General features: G+C 74.6%; 13 protein-coding genes. 7 read left to right on the forward strand and 6 right to left on the reverse strand.

Annotated elements, in window-relative coordinates; translation table 11 throughout:
• Window positions 1–21: 21 nt before the first annotated feature.
• From ACLQ2V_RS17905 to ACLQ2V_RS17925, 5 genes are all read right to left on the reverse strand, one after another.
• A complete protein-coding gene (locus ACLQ2V_RS17905) occupies window positions 22–1,233 on the reverse strand; it encodes a Gfo/Idh/MocA family protein (protein WP_425719634.1) in 1,212 nt (403 codons plus the stop codon).
• Window positions 1,230–2,720, reverse strand: coding sequence for a mannitol dehydrogenase family protein (locus ACLQ2V_RS17910; RefSeq protein WP_425719635.1), 1,491 nt, complete (start codon window positions 2,718–2,720; stop codon window positions 1,230–1,232). Before ACLQ2V_RS17910 ends, ACLQ2V_RS17905 begins: the two co-directional genes overlap by 4 nt.
• Window positions 2,711–4,015, reverse strand: a complete 1,305-nt coding sequence (locus tag ACLQ2V_RS17915; protein ID WP_425719636.1) for an enolase C-terminal domain-like protein — start codon at window positions 4,013–4,015, stop codon at window positions 2,711–2,713. Before ACLQ2V_RS17915 ends, ACLQ2V_RS17910 begins: the two co-directional genes overlap by 10 nt.
• A 37-nt stretch (window positions 4,016–4,052) precedes the next feature.
• Window positions 4,053–5,483, reverse strand: a complete 1,431-nt coding sequence (gene uxaC, locus ACLQ2V_RS17920) for a glucuronate isomerase (RefSeq protein WP_425719637.1) — start codon at window positions 5,481–5,483, stop codon at window positions 4,053–4,055.
• 80 nt (window positions 5,484–5,563) lie between these two features.
• A complete protein-coding gene (locus tag ACLQ2V_RS17925) occupies window positions 5,564–6,892 on the reverse strand; it encodes a Gfo/Idh/MocA family protein (RefSeq protein ID WP_425719638.1) in 1,329 nt (442 codons plus the stop codon).
• Between the two features lie 247 nt (window positions 6,893–7,139).
• Here ACLQ2V_RS17925 and ACLQ2V_RS17930 point away from each other — a divergent pair, with 247 nt between their 5' ends.
• The 7 genes from ACLQ2V_RS17930 to ACLQ2V_RS17960 all read left to right on the forward strand — a co-directional run bounded on the left by ACLQ2V_RS17930 (window position 7,140) and on the right by ACLQ2V_RS17960 (window position 14,262).
• The gene (locus ACLQ2V_RS17930) at window positions 7,140–8,264 is read left to right on the forward strand and encodes a LacI family DNA-binding transcriptional regulator (protein WP_425719639.1); all 1,125 of its coding nucleotides are present in this window, start codon (window positions 7,140–7,142) and stop codon (window positions 8,262–8,264) included.
• Window positions 8,265–8,283: 19 nt separating this feature from the next.
• Window positions 8,284–9,621 (forward strand): ABC transporter substrate-binding protein, encoded by a 1,338-nt coding sequence (locus tag ACLQ2V_RS17935; protein ID WP_425719640.1) that lies wholly within the window; start codon window positions 8,284–8,286, stop codon window positions 9,619–9,621.
• Window positions 9,622–9,653: 32 nt separating this feature from the next.
• On the forward strand, window positions 9,654–10,637 hold the full coding sequence (locus ACLQ2V_RS17940) for a carbohydrate ABC transporter permease (protein ID WP_425719641.1): 984 nt from the start codon (window positions 9,654–9,656) through the stop codon (window positions 10,635–10,637).
• Between the two features lie 119 nt (window positions 10,638–10,756).
• Window positions 10,757–11,518, forward strand: a complete 762-nt coding sequence (locus tag ACLQ2V_RS17945; RefSeq protein WP_425719733.1) for a carbohydrate ABC transporter permease — start codon at window positions 10,757–10,759, stop codon at window positions 11,516–11,518.
• Window positions 11,519–11,522: 4 nt separating this feature from the next.
• Window positions 11,523–12,131, forward strand: a complete 609-nt coding sequence (locus ACLQ2V_RS17950; protein WP_425719642.1) for a hypothetical protein — start codon at window positions 11,523–11,525, stop codon at window positions 12,129–12,131.
• Window positions 12,128–13,252 (forward strand): PmoA family protein, encoded by a 1,125-nt coding sequence (locus ACLQ2V_RS17955; RefSeq protein WP_425719643.1) that lies wholly within the window; start codon window positions 12,128–12,130, stop codon window positions 13,250–13,252. Before ACLQ2V_RS17950 ends, ACLQ2V_RS17955 begins: the two co-directional genes overlap by 4 nt.
• A complete protein-coding gene (locus ACLQ2V_RS17960; protein WP_425719644.1) occupies window positions 13,249–14,262 on the forward strand; it encodes a sugar kinase in 1,014 nt (337 codons plus the stop codon). The genes ACLQ2V_RS17955 and ACLQ2V_RS17960 overlap by 4 nt, the downstream gene beginning before the upstream one ends.
• A gap of 276 nt (window positions 14,263–14,538) precedes the next feature.
• Here ACLQ2V_RS17960 and ACLQ2V_RS17965 read toward each other — a convergent pair whose 3' ends face one another.
• Window positions 14,539–15,555: a LacI family DNA-binding transcriptional regulator gene (locus ACLQ2V_RS17965; RefSeq protein ID WP_425719645.1), complete on the reverse strand. Its 1,017-nt coding sequence runs from the start codon at window positions 15,553–15,555 to the stop codon at window positions 14,539–14,541.
• Window positions 15,556–15,660 lie beyond the last annotated feature (105 nt).

Consider the following 15,660-nt stretch of genomic DNA (forward strand, 5'->3'; position numbering starts at 1 on the left):
GCCCGCGCGCACCGGCGCAGGTCAGGCCGGTCGGGGGCGTGCGTCCCGCGCGCCGGTCAGTGCCACCCGCGCCGGTGGCACCGCCCACGGCACCGCCGACTCCGCCGGCAGCGACCCCGACTCGGCGCAGCGCCGCAGCACCCCGTTGACCCCCCGGACGGTCAGCACCCGATCCGCCCCAACCCCCGTCACGGCCACCAGGTCGCCGCCGAGCAGCGTCGGCTCCGGGGCGGCGTGGACCGCCTCCAGCACGGCCGTGAACGGTGCGGTGCGGGCCAGCGGGGCGATCAGCGGGGTGCCGGTCGGGTCGGCGCGGTGATCCAGCAGGTTCTCCAGCAGCCCGTGTCGCCCCGGCACCGGGCGGGGCGCGTCGTCGCCGGGCAGCAGCAGCCGGTCGGTGGGGTACTCCAGCACCGCCCGGCCGGCGGTGCCGGTCACGATCACCTCGCCGGCGACGAAGTCCTCGCCGGCCAGGGTCACGGCGGCGACGATGGGCGGTCCGCCGGGCGTGACGATCCGCAGGGCGGCGGTGTCGTCGACCTCGATCGGGCGGACCCGGTAGCGCTCCAGCTCGATCGCCGCCGGCCGCACCGGGGTGCCAGCGACCGCCTCCGCGACGGCCAGGCACTGCATCACCGCGTGGGCCAGCGGGTTGGCCAGCGCCCCGTCGAGCACCGGCCGGCCGTGCAGGGTGCGCCGCCCGGCCCACGGCGACCGGGCGTAGTAGCCGTCCGAGCGCTGCCAGGACGCGACCGTGGCGATGCCGGTGACCGTGCCGAGCCGCCCGCCGGTCACCGCCGCCGTCAGCTCGGCCAGCGCCGCCGAGCCGAGCGCCTGGAAGCCGACCTGGGCGGCCCGGCCCGTCTCGGCCAGCGCGGCGGCGAGCGTGCGGTGCTCGGCGGTGCAGAGCACCGGGGGCTTCTCCAGCAGCAGGTCCGCCCCGGCGGCCAGCACGTCCAGCGCGATCGGCAGGTGGGTGTGCGGCGGGGTGCAGACCACCACCACGTCCGGCCGTGCCCGCGCCAGCATCGCGGCGTGGTCGGTGAAGACCGCCGCGCCCGCCGGCAGCGGCGCGTCCGGCTCCTCCTCGATCGGCCGTACGTCGACCAGGGCGACCAGCCGCAGCCGGCCGGCGGCGTGCAGCGGCGCGATGGCCCGGCGGTGCCAGCGGCCGTGCCCGTTCGCGCCGATCACCGCCACCCGGGGCGGGGCGTCCGCCCGGTGCCCGCTCACGCCGCACCGGCTAGCGTCGCGGCCACCCCGTGCCGGTGCAGGGCGGTCAGCCAGTCGGTGACGTCGGCGCGGACGGCGTCGTCGTCGGCCACCTCGGCGGGGAAGACCTCGCGCAGCCCGAGCAGCGCGTCGACGATCCCGGCCGGGGCGCCGCCGGCGGTGGCCAGCGCGCCCCGGATCCGCCCGGCGAGGGGGTCGGCCAGCGGCAGCGCGCTCCCGTCGTCGGCGTGCCCGCAGGCGAACCGCGCCCAGGCGGCCACCACCAGCGCCGACCAGCGCGCCGACCGGCCGGCCGCGCGCAGGTCGGCGACGGTGTGCAGGATCCGCTGGGGCAGCTTCTGCGAGCCGTCCGTGGCGACCTGCAGGGTGCGGTACCGGATCGCCGGGTTGGCGAAGCGGCCCAGCACCTCCTCGCCGTAGTCGACCACCGACACCCCGGCCGGCGGGGTGAAGCTGACCGCCACCTCGTCGGCGACCAGCCGGCGCAGCACCCCGGTCAGGCCGGGGATGGCCAGCGCGTCGGCGACGGTCTCCCGGCCGGCGAGCGCCCCGAGGTAGGCGGTGGCCGAGTGCAGCCCGTTGAGGCCGCGCAGCTTCAGCCGCTCCCACGGCCCGGCGTCGTCGGTGAGCACCGCGCCGGCCCGCTCCCACGCCGGCCGCCCGCCGGGGAAGGCGTCCTCGATCACCCACTGGGCGTACGGCTCGGCGTCCACCGCCGCCAGGTCGGCGCAGCTTAGGGCGCGGCGGGCCACGGCGAGGGTGTCGGCGGTGCTGGCGGGCACGATCCGGTCCACCATGGTGCCGGGGAAGGTGACGTGCGCGGCCACCCAGCCGCGCACCCGCTCCGTCGCCCCGGAGCGGACCAGCGCCTGCTCGACCAGGCCGCGCAGCCGACGACCGTTCGACGGCAGGTTGTCGCAGCTGACCAGCGCGATCGGCCCGGCGTCGGCCGTCGCGCGGGCGGCCAGCCCGCGGACCAGCAGGCCGGGCACGGTGCCCGGCGGGCCGTCGCCGGCCAGGTCGGCGGCGAGCGCCGCGTCCGGGCGCAGCACGCCGGTGACCGGGTCGAGCTGGTACGCCTTCTCCGTCACGGTCAGCGTGACCACCCGGATCGCCGGGTCGGCCAGCAGCGCCACGATCGCGCCCGGGTCGCTCGCGGCGTGTCGCACCCCGGCCAGCGACCCGATCACCCGGGTCTGCGCGCCGGTGGCGGCGCGGGTGGTCACGCTGAACAGGTTGTCCTGCGCGGCCAGCGCCCCGACCAGCTCGGTGCTGCGCGGGGCGACCCCGACGATGCCCCAGTCGCCGCCCGCCGCGTCGATCGCGGCCTCGGTGAAGACGGCCTGGTGGGCGCGGTGGAACGCGCCGAGGCCCAGGTGCACGATCCCGGCCGGCACGTCGCCGGGGCGCAGCAGCGGCCGGCTGGCCGCGGGGAGCCGGCCCAGGGCGGCCAGCCCGAGCCGGGGCGGCGTCGACGTCAGCGCCATGCCGGGCCGTCCGGGAAGCGGAACTCGGTGATCGACTCGGGGCGCATGGTGGCGCTGTAGCCGGGCGCGGTGGGCAGCAGGTACCGTCCGTCGCGGGTGCGCACCGGGTCGACGAAGTGTTCGTGCAGGTGGTCGACGTACTCGATCATCCGGCCGTCGAGGCTGGTGCCCACCCGCAGGTAGTCGAAGATCGCCAGGTGTTGCACGTACTCGCAGAGGCCGACGCCGCCGGCGTGCGGGCAGACCGGCACCCCGAACTTCGCCGCCATCACCATCTCGGCCAGCACCTCGTTGACCCCGCCGACCCGGCAGGCGTCGATCTGCATCACGCCGATCGCCTCGGCCTGCAACAACTGCTTGAAGATCACCCGGTTGGCGGCGACCTCGCCGGTGGCGACCCGGCACCGCCCGCCGGTCAGCTCGGTCACCGCCCGGGCGATCCGGGCGTGGCCGAGGATGTCGTCGGCGTGCGTCGGCTCCTCGATCCAGTACGGGTCGACCTCCGCCAGCGCGGTCATGTTGCCGATCGCCTCGTCGACGTCCCAGACCTGGTTGGCGTCCATCATCAGCAGCGCGTCGGGGCCGATCTCGGCGCGGATGATCCGGGCCCGACGCAGGTCGTCGGCGGGCGGGCCGCCGACCTTCATCTTCATCGCCCGCCACCCCTGCGCGTACGCGGCGCGGGTCAGCGCCCGGACCTTCTCGTCGGGGTAGCCCAGCCACCCCACCGAGGTGGTGTACGAGGGGAAACCGTCGCGTGCCAGCCCGGCGAGCCGGTCGGCCATGCCGTCGCGGCCCTGGTCCAGCACGGCGGCGGCCTCGTCCGGGGTGAGCGCGTCGGTGATGTGGTGGAAGTCGATGCTGGCGACGAGCTCCTCGGTGGGCAGTTCGGCCAGGAACCGCCACATCGGCCGGTCGGCGAGCTTGGCCCGCAGGTCCCACACGGCGTTGACCAGCGCGCCGGTGGCCATGTGGATGACGCCCTTCTCCGGGCCCAGCCAGCGCAGCTGCACGTCGGCGCTGAGCGAGCGCCAGAACGTCACCGGCTCGGCGACGATCTCCTCGACCGTGCGGCCCCGCACGTGGTGGGCCAGGGCGCGCACGGCCGCGCAGGTGATCTCGTTGCCCCGGCCGTTGGTGAAGGTGAACCCGGCGCCCACGGCGCCGGCGTCGGTGCCCAGCTCGACGTAGGTCGCCGAGTAGTCGCCCCGGTTGATCGCGTCGGAGCCGTCGCCGGCCGCCGCGGTCGGGAAGCGCACGTCGTGCACGTCAACGGAGGTGATGGTGACCGTCACGGGGCCAGCCTTTCGTTCGCGCCTGCGGGACACCGACTCACCGCTGTTCCCCGATCCTGAAGACCTTCCTGGGCAGGTGGTAGGCGAGGTCGACGATGGTCTCGGCGGCCTCGTCCTCGGTCAGCCGGTGCTCGGCGACCAGCCGGGCGAGGAAGCCGGCGTCGACCCGGCGGGCCACGTCGTGGCGTACCGGGATGGAGCAGAACGCCCGGGTGTCGTCGACGAACCCGGCGGTGTTGTAGAACCCGGCGGTCTCGGTGACCGACTCCCGGAACCGGCGCAGCACCTCGGGGGAGTCCAGGAACCACCAGGGCGCGCCGAGGTAGAGGGCCGGGTAGCCGCCGGCCAGGGGGGCCAGCTCCCGGGTGAAGGTGTACTCGTCGAGGGTGTAGACGACCACCCGCAGCCGGGGGTCGTTGCCGTACGCGTCCAGCAGCGGGGTCAGCGCGTGCAGGTACTCGGTGGCCTGCGGGACGTCCCCGCCCACGTCGCGGCCGTGCCGGGCGTACAACCGGCGGTTGTGGTTGCGCACCGCGCCGGGGTGCAGCTGCATGACCAGGCCGTCGTCGAGCGACATCCGGGCGAACTCCAGCAGCATGTGGGCCCGGAACGCCTCCGCGTCGGCGGCGTCGGCGGTGCCGCAGCGGCCCCGCTCGTAGAGCGCCGCCGCCTCCGACTCGGACAGGTGCAGGGTGCGGGCGGTCGGGTGGCCGTGGTCGGAGCTGGTGGCGCCGGCGGCGATGAACGCCTCCCGCCGCCGCCGCAGGGCGGCCAGGAACCCGGCGTACGTGCCGGTGTCCTCCCCGGCGACCTCGCCGAGGCGGGCGACGTTCTCGGCCCAGCCGTCGAACTCCATGTCGACCACGTTGTCCGGGCGGAAGGTGGTGATCACCCGCCCGCCGGGGCCGCCCCAGCCGTCGGCGGCGAGCTTGGCGTGCCGGGCCAGGTCGTCCAGGGGCGACTCGGTGGTGGCCAGCACCTCGATGTGGAAGCGTTCGAAGAGCGCCCGGGGCCGGTACGCGGGCTCGGCGAGCCGGGCGGCGAGCTGGTCGTAGACGGCGTCGGCGGTGGCGGGGGAGAGCGGGGCGTCGACCCCGAAGACCCCGGTGAGGGTCTGCTCCAGCCACAGCCGCGACGGGGTGCCCCGGAACAGGTGCCAGCCGTCGACGAAGCGCCGCCAGATCGTCCGCCCGTCGGTCTCGGTCGGGCTGCCGTCCACGGTGGGCACGCCCAGTTGGGCCGGGGGCACGCCCTGGCTGAGCAGCATCCGGGTCAGGTAGTGGTCGGGGACGACGAGCAGCCGGGCCGGGTCGCCGAAGGGCTGGTCCTCGGCCAGCAGCACCGGGTCGACGTGCCCGTGCGGGGAGATGATCGGCTGCCCGGCCGCGAGCGCGTAGAGCTGCCGGGCCAGCGCGCGCAGGCCCGGGTCGGCGGGGAACAGCAGGTCGGGTCGGGAGGTGGTCGGCACGTCGGCGGGCTCCTCGGGGTGCGGTCGCGTCGAGCGGGGGCTGGGCCGGTCGGGGCGGCGGTGCGTCGGCGGCGGGCCGGTCAGGGCAGGGCGAGCAGGTCGGCGACCCGGACGGCCTGGCCGGTGGTGAAGGACCGGTTGGCGGCCAGGCCGGTGAGCAGGGCCAGCGCCCCGTCGTGGGCGGTGGCCGCCCGGTGCAGCGGGTCCGCCGCGCCGCCGAAGAGCACGTTGGTCATCCGGGCGTCCGCGCCGCCGTGGCCGTGGCGGGTGTAACCCTCGACCTCGATGCGCCGGGGCGGGGACCAGAACGGGCGCAGGGTGAGGGTGGTCCAGCCGCCCTCGGCGGCGGCCTCGTCGCCGTGCAGCGCCGCGCCCTTGAGCGCCCCGGCCGCCTGCGGGCTGACGAAGTCGCTCTCCACCACCTCCAGTTCGAGGCGGCCCTTGCTGCCGTTGACCATCACCCGGTAGCCCTCCCAGGGGGCGTACGCGGTGAGGTGGTACGTCATCGTCGCGCCCGTGGAGTAGCGGGCCAGCACCGCCATGTCGTCCTCGATGGTGACGCCGGGGGCGAAGACGTTGCGGTCGCGGTGGTAGCCGTCGACGGACTCGGCGTCGAGGTAGAGCTCGCGCAGCCGGGGGTGCTCGGCCATCCGCAGCGCGAACGGGTCGTCGGCGGCTGCCGGGGCGCCGTGGGCCCGGTCGTAGTCGCGGGCGTAGCCGTGCCGGCGGCCGGCGTCGCCGTAGAAGAAGAGCCGCCCGGCGGCGTAGACCTCGACGGGGGTGGCGTCGAGCCACCAGTTGACCAGGTCGAAGTGGTGGCTGGCCTTGTGCACCATCAGCCCGCCGGAGTGGGCCTTCTCCCGGTGCCAGCGGCGGAAGTAGTCCGCGCCGTGGCGCACGTCGAGCAGCCACTCGAAGTGCACCGACCCGATCTCGCCCACCGCCCCGCCGGCCAGCAGCCGGCGCAGCCGCTCGTGCAGCGGGTTGTAGCGGTAGTTGAAGGCGACGGTGACGCTGCGGCCGGTCTCGGCGACGGCGTCGAGGATCCGCCGGCAGCGCGGCGCGTCGACGGTCATCGGCTTCTCCGAGACCACGTCGCAGCCGGCCCGCAGCGCGGCCACGATGTACTGGTCGTGGGTGGCGTCGACGGTGGTGACCAGCACGGTGTCGACGCGCTCCCGGTCGAGCATGGCGGCGAACTCCTCGGCCCGGTACGTCGGCACCGGCCGGTGGCCCAGCTCGGCCAGCCAGCGGTTGTGCGCGTCCATTCGGGCCTGGTTGAGGTCGGCGAACGCGACCAGCTCGGCGGTGTCGGGGTGGTCGGTGACCAGGGCCCGGACGAACATCTCGGCCCGCGCGCCGGTGCCGACCAGGGCGTAGCGGGTCCGTCCGCCGGTTCTCGAAGACATCGCGTTCGCCCTCCCCGGGCTGCCCCTGCAAAGGTTTGCAGTGAACAAACCATGACCGGCGTCGATGAGTCAACGGTGTCGACCAAAGCCGCGCGCTTTGCCCCCATTGGTGGGCGTACGGGCACCAGGGAAGCGTTTTCCTGTCCTCGAAATCCATCCATGAGCGTTGACATCGGAGCAACCGCTTGCATTAATTGTCGACACCCACCGTGACCGATGCCACACCGACGACGACGAGAGGGCCGCCGTGCCAGTCACCATCAGGGACGTCGCACGGGCCTGCGGTGTGCACATCTCCACGGTCTCCCGCACCTTCTCCGCGCCGCACCTGGTCAACCCCGAGACCCGGGGGCGGGTGCTGGCCTGCGCCGAGGAGCTGGGCTACCGCCCCAACCGCGCCGCCCGCGCCCTGATCACCGGGCGCACCCACAACATCGGGCTGATCATCGCCGACATCGCCAACCCGTTCTTCCCGCCGCTGATCAAGGCGGCGGAGGGGCAGGCCCGGCAGCGCGACTACCACGTCTTCGTCGCCGACACCAACGAGGATCCGTTGGCGGAGGAGGAGCTGGTCCACGCGCTGGCCAAGCAGGTCGACGGGGTGCTGCTGTGCAGCCCCCGGATGGGCAACGGCCTCATCGAGCAGCTCAGCCGCGAGGTCCCGCTGGTGGTGATCAACCGTCAGGTGACCGGGCTGCCCTGCGTGACGATGGACGTCGGGCAGGGCGCGCGCGCCGCGATCGAGCACCTGGCCGGCCTCGGCCACACCAGGATCGCCCTGCTCGGCGGGCCGCGCGGCTCCTGGACCAGCCGGGAGATCCGCCGCGCCGCCGCCTCGGCGGCCCGTACGACCGCAGCCGGGCTCACCGTGCTCGGCCCCAACCCGCCCACCGAGCACGGCGGCCGGGCGCTGGCCGAGCAGGTCCAGCGCGTCGGCGTCACCGCCGTGCTCGCCTACAACGACCTGATGGCGATCGGGCTGATCGAGGGGCTCGACGCCCTCGGCATCCGGGTGCCGCAGGACGTCAGCGTCGTCGGCATCGACGACATCGCCCTGAGCCGCCTCACCCGGCCCAAGTTGACGACGGTGGCCACGCCTACCGCGGCCGCCGGCCGGACGGCCGTCGACATGCTGCTGCAACAGGAGACCGACGTGCCGCGGGGACCGCGGGGCGCCGGTCGGGACGCGGCAGCCGGCGTCCGTCGCGCCACCGCACAGGTAATGCTCCAGACCGAGTTGGTCATCCGCGACTCCACCGGAGGAGTTCCCTCGTCCGGCAGCCCCGGTGCCGCCCGGGTCGGCCCGGGCCCGCATCGCCTTGCGGACCCCGGCTGCCCGGCCGCGGCCACCGGCGGCGTCGTCGCTCCCTAACGCCAAGGAGTGAGCGCACATGCACCCCGCAACGTCCCCCACCACCGGCACACCCGCCGGGCGCCGACCCCGTACCCCCCGCCGTTCGCTGCTGCGCGGGCTCGTCGCCCTCGCCGTCGCGGCCCCGCTGGCCCTGGGCGCCGCGGCCTGCGGCGGCGACGACGCCAGCGACCCGAACGGCCCGATCAAGCTCACCGTCTTCTGGTGGGGCGGCGACGCCCGGGGCGACCTGACCGAGGCCGCCCTCGCCGCCTACACCCGCAAGCACCCCAACGTCACCTTCGAGACGACCTGGCAGGCCAACCAGGGCTACTTCGACAAGCTGGCCACCCTCACCGCCGGGGGCAACCCGCCCGACATCTTCCAGATCGACGACAACGCCCTCGCCGAGTACGCCGCCCGTAACACCACCCTGGACCTGACCTCGTACACCGACTCGGGCAAGCTCGACGTGTCGAAGTTCCCCAAGAGCCTGTGGCAGTACGGCGTGGTCGACGGCAAGCTCGTCGGGCTGGCCGCCGGGGAGAACACCCAGGGCCTGGTCTACAACAAGACCTTGTTGACGAAGAACGGCCTGCCGGAGCCGAGGACCGGCATGACCTGGGAGGAGCACATCGCCTGGGCCGAGCAGGTCAGCAGGAAGACCAAGCTCCCCGGCACGATGGACCCCAGCGCCGACTACAAGGCGTTCTGGGTCTGGCTGCGCCAGCAGGGCAAGGACCTCTACCGGGGCAAGGAGCTCGGCTTCACCGTCGAGGACGTCACCCGCTGGTTCGAGCTGTGGAAGGGCGCCCGGGACCGGGGCGCGACCCCCACCCCGGATGTGATCCACGAGGGCAACGCCACCGACATCACCAAGCAGTTGGTGGTCACCGGCAAGGCCGCCACCTCCTGGGTCTGGGTCAACCAGATGCCGGAGCTGAAGAAGAACACCAAGGACGACCTCGGCGTCGTGGCGTACCCGGGCGACCCGAGCGCCCAGTGGGCCCGCGCCTCGATGTACTGGTCGGTGTTCAAGGGCAGCAAGCGCCGCGACGCCGCCGTCGACGTGCTCAACTTCCTGGTCAACGACCCGGAGGCGACCAAGATCCTCGGCACCGACCGGGGCCTGCCGTCCAACCTGGACCTGCGCCGGGTGGTCAGCGACGACATCACCGACCCGGCGATGAAGCAGTCCATCGAGGTGGAGAACGAGCTGGCCAAGACGTTCGGCGAGGCTCCGCAGGTGCCGATCAAGGGCCACAACAAGATCCGTGCCGAAATGATCAAGGCGGGGGAGAACGCCCAGTACGGCCGGGTCACCCCGGCCGAGGCCGCGGCGCAGTTCCTGGCCGCCTGCACGTCCGCCATCGCCTGAGCCGCCGCACACGATCGGAAAGGAGCCGGCTCGTGGCCCTGACCACGGCGCCCGACCCGACCCGACGCGGCACCGGACCCGCCCCCGACCACGCCCCCACCGGCGTGGTCGGGCGGCTCCGGAACAGCGAAGGTCTGGCGGGGTACGTCTTCCTCTCGCCCTGGCTCATCGGACTGATGGCCGTCACGGCGATTCCCATGCTCCTGTCGCTCTACCTCAGCTTCACCGACTACGACATCCTCACCCCCCTGTCCGAGGTGCAGTGGGTGGGCCTGGCCAACTACGAGCGGATGTTCACCGCCGACGCCTCGTACTGGCACTCGGTGCGGGTGACCCTCACCTTCGCCCTGGTGGCCGTGCCGCTGAAGCTCGCCGCCGCGCTCGGGGTGGCGCTGCTGCTCAACCGGGCCTGGCGGGGGGTCGGGCTGTTCCGCAGCCTCTTCTACCTGCCGTCGCTGCTCGGCGGCAGCGTCGCCCTGGCGATCGTCTGGGTGAACATGTTCAACCGCGGCGGCGCGTTCAACTCGCTGCTGGCCGTCTTCGGCATCGAGGGCAAGCCCTGGGTCAACGACCCGGACTGGGCGCTACAGACCCTGATGGTGCTGGCCATCTGGCAATTCGGCGCCCCCATGGTGATCTTCCTGGCCGGGCTCAAGCAGGTGCCCACGGAGCTCTACGAGGCCGCCTCGGTCGACGGGGCCGGCCCGTGGCGGCAGTTCCGCGCCATCACCCTGCCGATGCTCTCCCCGGTCATCTTCTTCAACCTGGTGCTGGAGACCATCAACGGCTTCCAGGGCTTCACCGCCGCCTTCGTGCTCAGCAACGGCACCGGCGGCCCGGTCGACTCCACCCTGATGTACACGCTGAACCTCTACATCAAGGGCTTCACCGACCTGGAGATGGGCTACGCCTCGGCGATGGCCTGGGTCTTCCTGCTGGCCATCGGCATCATCACGGCGATCTTCTTCAGCACCGGGCGCTTCTGGGTGCACTACTCCGACGGGGAGGACCGGTGACGGCGACCGCAGGACCGCACGCGCGCGGCACCCGACGCCCCCGCGTCGGCGGCGGGCAGGCCGTACGCCTGCTCGTGCTGATCGTCCTCGTGGCGGTCGTGCTCTACCCGCTGCTCTGGATGATCGGCACCTCGGTCAAGAGCCAGCAGGAGATCGTCAACAACATCGGCCTGCTGCCCAGGCAGTTCACCCCCGGCAACTACGCCGACGGGTGGGCCAACTTCGACATCGCCTTCGGCCGGTTCTTCCTCAACAGCGCCATGGTCAGCCTGCTGACCGTGCTCGGCAACGGACTCTCCTGCCTGCTGGCCGCGTACGCCTTCGCCCGGCTGAAGTTCCGGCTGCGGGGGGTGTGGTTCGCCGTCATGATCGGCACCCTGCTGCTGCCGGGGCACGTGCTGATCGTGCCGCAGTACATCCTGTTCCGCACCCTCGGCCTGGTCGGCGGCGAGTGGCCCTACCTGCCGCTGCTGATCCCGCAGTTCCTGGCCACCGAGGCGTTCTTCGTCTTCCTGATGGTGCAGTTCATGCGGGGCATCCCCCGCGAGCTGGACGAGGCGGCGAAGATCGACGGGGCCAGCGCCTTCGGCATCTTCCGGTACGTGATCCTGCCGCTGAGCCGTCCCGCGCTGGTCACCACCGCGATCTTCTCGTTCATCTGGACCTGGAACGACTTCTTCCGGCAACTGGTCTTCCTCTCCAGCCTGGAGGACTACACCGTGCCGGTGGCGCTGACCCTCTTCATCGACTCGACCAGCCAGAGCGCGGTCGGCCCGATGTTCGCCATGTCGGTGCTGTCGCTGCTGCCGGTGTTCTTGTTCTTCCTCGCCTTCCAGCGGATGCTCGTCGAGGGCATCAACACCAGCGGACTGAAGGGGTGACGCCGTGACGCCGCAGCAGCCACCCCGCCGCGACTGGCGCGACGTGGTCGCCGACGCCACCGACCTGGCGCTGGTCGGATTCGCCCTGGTGGTGGGCGCGCTGCCGGTGCTGACCGCCGGCGCCGCGCTCGCCGCCGCCAGCGCCGCCGTGCACGACCGGATCACCGACGGCGGCTGGCCACCGGCCCGGACCACCGGCCGGCGCTACGTCCGGGGGCTGCCGGCCGGCGTGCCGGTCACCCTGATCGCGCTGGCCGGCGCGCTCCTGCTCGGTGCCGACCTGGCCGCGCTGGCCACCGGCCGGGTCCCCGGCGGGGCACCAGCCCTGCTGGTCACGGCCGGGGTCACGGCGGCCCTGGTCGGGTACGCCGCGCTGGTCGTCGTCGAGATCGGCCGGGCCGGCGGGCGGGGCTGGCGGGTCGCCGCCCGCAGCGCCGCCCGCGCCTGCGCCGCCCGGCCGGGCGGCTGGGCGGCGGCCAGCGGGATCTGCGGCGTGGCCGCCGTGCTGACCGCGCTGGTCATCCCGGTCGCGCTGCCGATCCTCGCCGGCTACACCCTCGCCGCCCTGCACGCGGTCGCCCGCCGCCGGGCCGTCGCGGTGGAGCCGTCGTGACCGCCGACGCCCCCCGCCGGGCGGGCGCACCTGCGTCCGCCGTCCCCCGCCCGGCGGGCTCCGACGACGCCCGGCTGCTGGTCGACGGGGCCGAGGTGGCCCGCTACGTGCTGGCCCCGGAGCTCGCCCCCCGGCACGGCCCCCGCCCCTACCTGCACCCGGTGCGTACCCTAGCCGGCACGGTCGTCACCGACGCGCTGCCCGAGGACCACGTGTGGCACCTCGGCGCGTCGCTGGCCGTGCAGGACGTCGCCGGCAGCAACCTGTGGGGCGGACGCACCTACGTCCGCGACGCCGGCTACACCTGGCGCGACGACCACGGCCGCATCGTCCACACCGGCTGGACCGAGCGCGCCGACGACGTGCTGGCGCACCGGCTCCAGTGGCGCGACCCGGCCGGCGGGGTGCTGCTCACCGAGCACCGCCGGATCACCGCCGCGCCCGTTCCCGTCGCCCCCGTTTCCGCTGCGCCCCTTCCCGTCGCGCCCGGGGCGTGGCGGCTGGAGCTGCGGTACGCGCTGACCGCCCCCGTCGACCGGGACGTTCCCCTCGGCAGCCCGGCCACCAACGGCCGCCCCGGCGGCGCCGGGTACGGCGGGTTCTTCTGGCGGGCCGTCGCGGCCGACCCGCCGCAGGTCTTCACCGCGTACGCCGACGGCGAGGAGTCCGTGAACGGCTCGGACGCGCCGTGGGTGGCGCTGACCGGCACCGGGCCGGGCGGTGGGGCGTACACCCTGGTCTTCACCGGGCTCGGGCCGGGCGACCGGTGGTTCGTCCGGACGGCGATGTACCCGGGGGTCTGCGTGGCCTTCGCCTTCGACACCCCGGCCGTGGTCCCGGCCGGCGGCAGCCGGCACGGCCGGCACACCGTCACGGTCGCCGACGGGATCCTCGACCGCGCCGCCGCCGCTGCCCTGGCCGCGGAGGCGGACGCCGCCGCCGAGCGGGACCCCGGTCTCCCGGCGGACCCCGGTTCTCCGGCGGACCCCGGTTCTCCGGCGGACCCCGGTTTCCCGGCGGACCCCGGTTCTCCGGCGGGCCCCGGTTTCCCGGCGGGCCTGGGCGGTCTGGCAGGCGAGGGCGGTCCGGCGGGCGCGGGCGGTCCGGGCGGGGTGCCGTGAGCGTCTCGGGTGGGCCGGAGGTGGTCACCGTCGGCGAGACGATGGTGGTGCTCTCGCCGGGCGACGGCGCGCCGCTGGAACGCGCCGACTCGGCCCGGCTCGGCGTCGGCGGGGCGGAGTCCAACGTGGCGATCGGCATGGCCGGGCTCGGGCACCGGGTCGCCTGGGTGAGTCGGGTCGGCGACGACCCGTTCGGCCGGCGGGTGACAGCCGAGGTCGCCTCGGCCGGGGTCGATGTCGCCGGTGTCGCCGTCGACCCGCACGCCCCCACCGGCGTGTACTTCAAGGACCCCCACCCGGAGGCGGCCGGGGTGCACTACTACCGGGCCGGCTCCGCCGCGTCCCTGCTCGGCCCGCCGGCGCTGGACGACCCGCGCCTGGCCGGGGCGCGGCTGCTGCACCTGTCCGGGATCACCCCGGCGCTCTCGGCGTCCTGCCGGGCGCTGGTCGAGCACGCCGTCACCGACCGGCCGCTTTCCGACGCGCTGGTCAGCTTCGACGTCAACCACCGGCCCCGGCTGTGGCCGGCCGGCGACGCCGCCGAGGTGCTGCGCCACGTCGCCGACCGCGCCGATGTGGTCCTCGTCGGGCTGGACGAGGCGCAGCGGCTCTGGGGGACCGTCGATGCGCAGACCGTGCGCCGTCTGCTGCCCCACCCGGCGACGGTGGTGGTCAAGGAGGGCGCGGTCGGGGCGACCGCGCTGGGGCGTACCGGGTCGGCGGTCTTCGTGCCCGCGCTGCGGGCGGCCGTGCTCGACCCGGTGGGCGCGGGCGACGCGTTCGCCGCCGGCTACCTGAGCGCCGTGCTGCGCGGCCTCGACGCCGCCGCCGCGCTGCGCTGCGGGCACCTCGTCGCGGTACGGGCCCTCGCGGTGCCCGGCGACTGTGCACCGCCACCCCGGCGGCGCGACCTCGACGAAGTGCTTGCGCTGCCGGACGACCGCTGGGCGACACTCGACCCGGTCGCGGCGGGCCTGCTGGAATCCGTGAGCCGGCGCGACCTGCCCTGAGCGCGAGAGGCAAGGGCCGGTGACGCCGCACGACTCCGACCCGTCCCGACCCGCCCGTCCTGGCCCGACCCGCCCGTCCTGGCCTGACTCGGCCCGGCTGAAGCGAGGTGTTCAGGGCTGGTTGGCCTCTCGGTCAACTTCGTGTGCGGCACATTGCTGGTTTCGGATTTGATGAACGGCCGACATGCCGCACATTGAGTTGATCTTCAGCCGTGCGGGCCGTGCGGGCCGTGCGTGGCCGAGTGGGCCGAGTGGGCGGGAACAGGGGCGCGGGGGTCAGCAGGGGGCCGGGCCGGTGCTGCCCCGGCGGACCAGCTCCGCCGGCAGCGTCTCGACGCGGGGACGCCCGCCGGCCGGGTCGAGGGCCAGGCTCATCGCCCGGACCCCCAGCTCGACCAGGGGCAGGCGCACCGTGGTCAGCGCCGGGGTGACGTCGGCGGCGATCGGCATGTCGTCGAAGCCGACGACCGACACCTCCCCGGGCACCCGGACGCCGCGCGAGCGCAGCAGGGCCAGCGCGCCGACGGCCATCGAGTCGTTCAGCGCCACGATCGCGGTGAGGCCGGGGACGGCGGTCAGCAGGTCGGCCGTGGCCCGCGCGCCGCCGTCGCGGTCGAAGTCGGCGTAGCGGATCCGCTCCTCGGGCAGCGTCAGGCCGCCCCCGGCCAGCGCCCGGCGCAGCCCGGTCAGCCGGTCGGTGATGGTGGTGAGCACGCGCGGCCCGGCCACCACCCCGATCTCGCGGTGGCCCAGGCGCAGCAGCTCCCGGCCGATCAGCTCGCCGCCGGTGGCGTTGGCGGGCATCACCGCGTCGCCGAAGTGGTCGTGCCGGCCGATGACCGCGACCCGCCCGCCGGTCGCCTCGTACGCGGCGAGCTTCTCGTTGAGCCGGGCGGTGAACTCGGCGTCGTGGTAGCCGGAGCCGGCCAGCACGATCGCGGCGACCTGCTGGGCGCGCAGCAGCTCCACGTACTCCAGCTCCCGGACCGGGTCGCGGTAGCTGTTGCAGATGATCAGCAGCCGGCCCCGCTCGGTGGCGACCCGTTGCAGCCCTCGGGTGACCTCGGCGAAGTACGGGTCGGAGACGTCGTGCACCACCACGCCGACCACGCTGCGCTGCGGGCGGGCCAGCAGCTGGGCGTGGGCGTTGGGGACGTACCGCAGGTCGGCGACGGCGCGCAGCACCCGCTCGCGCAGCTCCTCGGCGACGGGTTTGCTGCTGCCGTTGATCACGCGCGACGCGGTGGCGGGGGAGACGCCCGCCCGCCGTGCGACATCGGCCAGCGTCGCCATCCGCCGCCCCCCGGTGCTCCGCCCGCGCGGCCGGCACCGCGCGGTCGGGCACACGTTACCGCAGTCGTCGCGGAAAGCCCTTGCCCCGCGCGGCGGGTGCCCCTT

It is taken from the genome of Micromonospora sp. DT233 (genome assembly GCF_049841815.1).
In the GTDB taxonomy this organism is placed as follows: Bacteria; Actinomycetota; Actinomycetes; order Mycobacteriales; family Micromonosporaceae; genus Micromonospora.

Bases quoted from the DNA above. Each gene is read 5' to 3' on its own strand.
- ACLQ2V_RS17965 (WP_425719645.1), bottom strand. From the start codon at position 15,555: ATGGCGACGCTGGCCGATGTCGCACGGCGGGCGGGCGTCTCCCCCGCC.
- ACLQ2V_RS17945 (WP_425719733.1), top strand. From the start codon at position 10,757: ATGATCGGCACCTCGGTCAAGAGCCAGCAGGAGATCGTCAACAACATC.
- ACLQ2V_RS17935 (WP_425719640.1), top strand. From the start codon at position 8,284: ATGCACCCCGCAACGTCCCCCACCACCGGCACACCCGCCGGGCGCCGA.
- ACLQ2V_RS17925 (WP_425719638.1), bottom strand. From the start codon at position 6,892: ATGTCTTCGAGAACCGGCGGACGGACCCGCTACGCCCTGGTCGGCACC.
- ACLQ2V_RS17910 (WP_425719635.1), bottom strand. From the start codon at position 2,720: ATGGCGCTGACGTCGACGCCGCCCCGGCTCGGGCTGGCCGCCCTGGGC.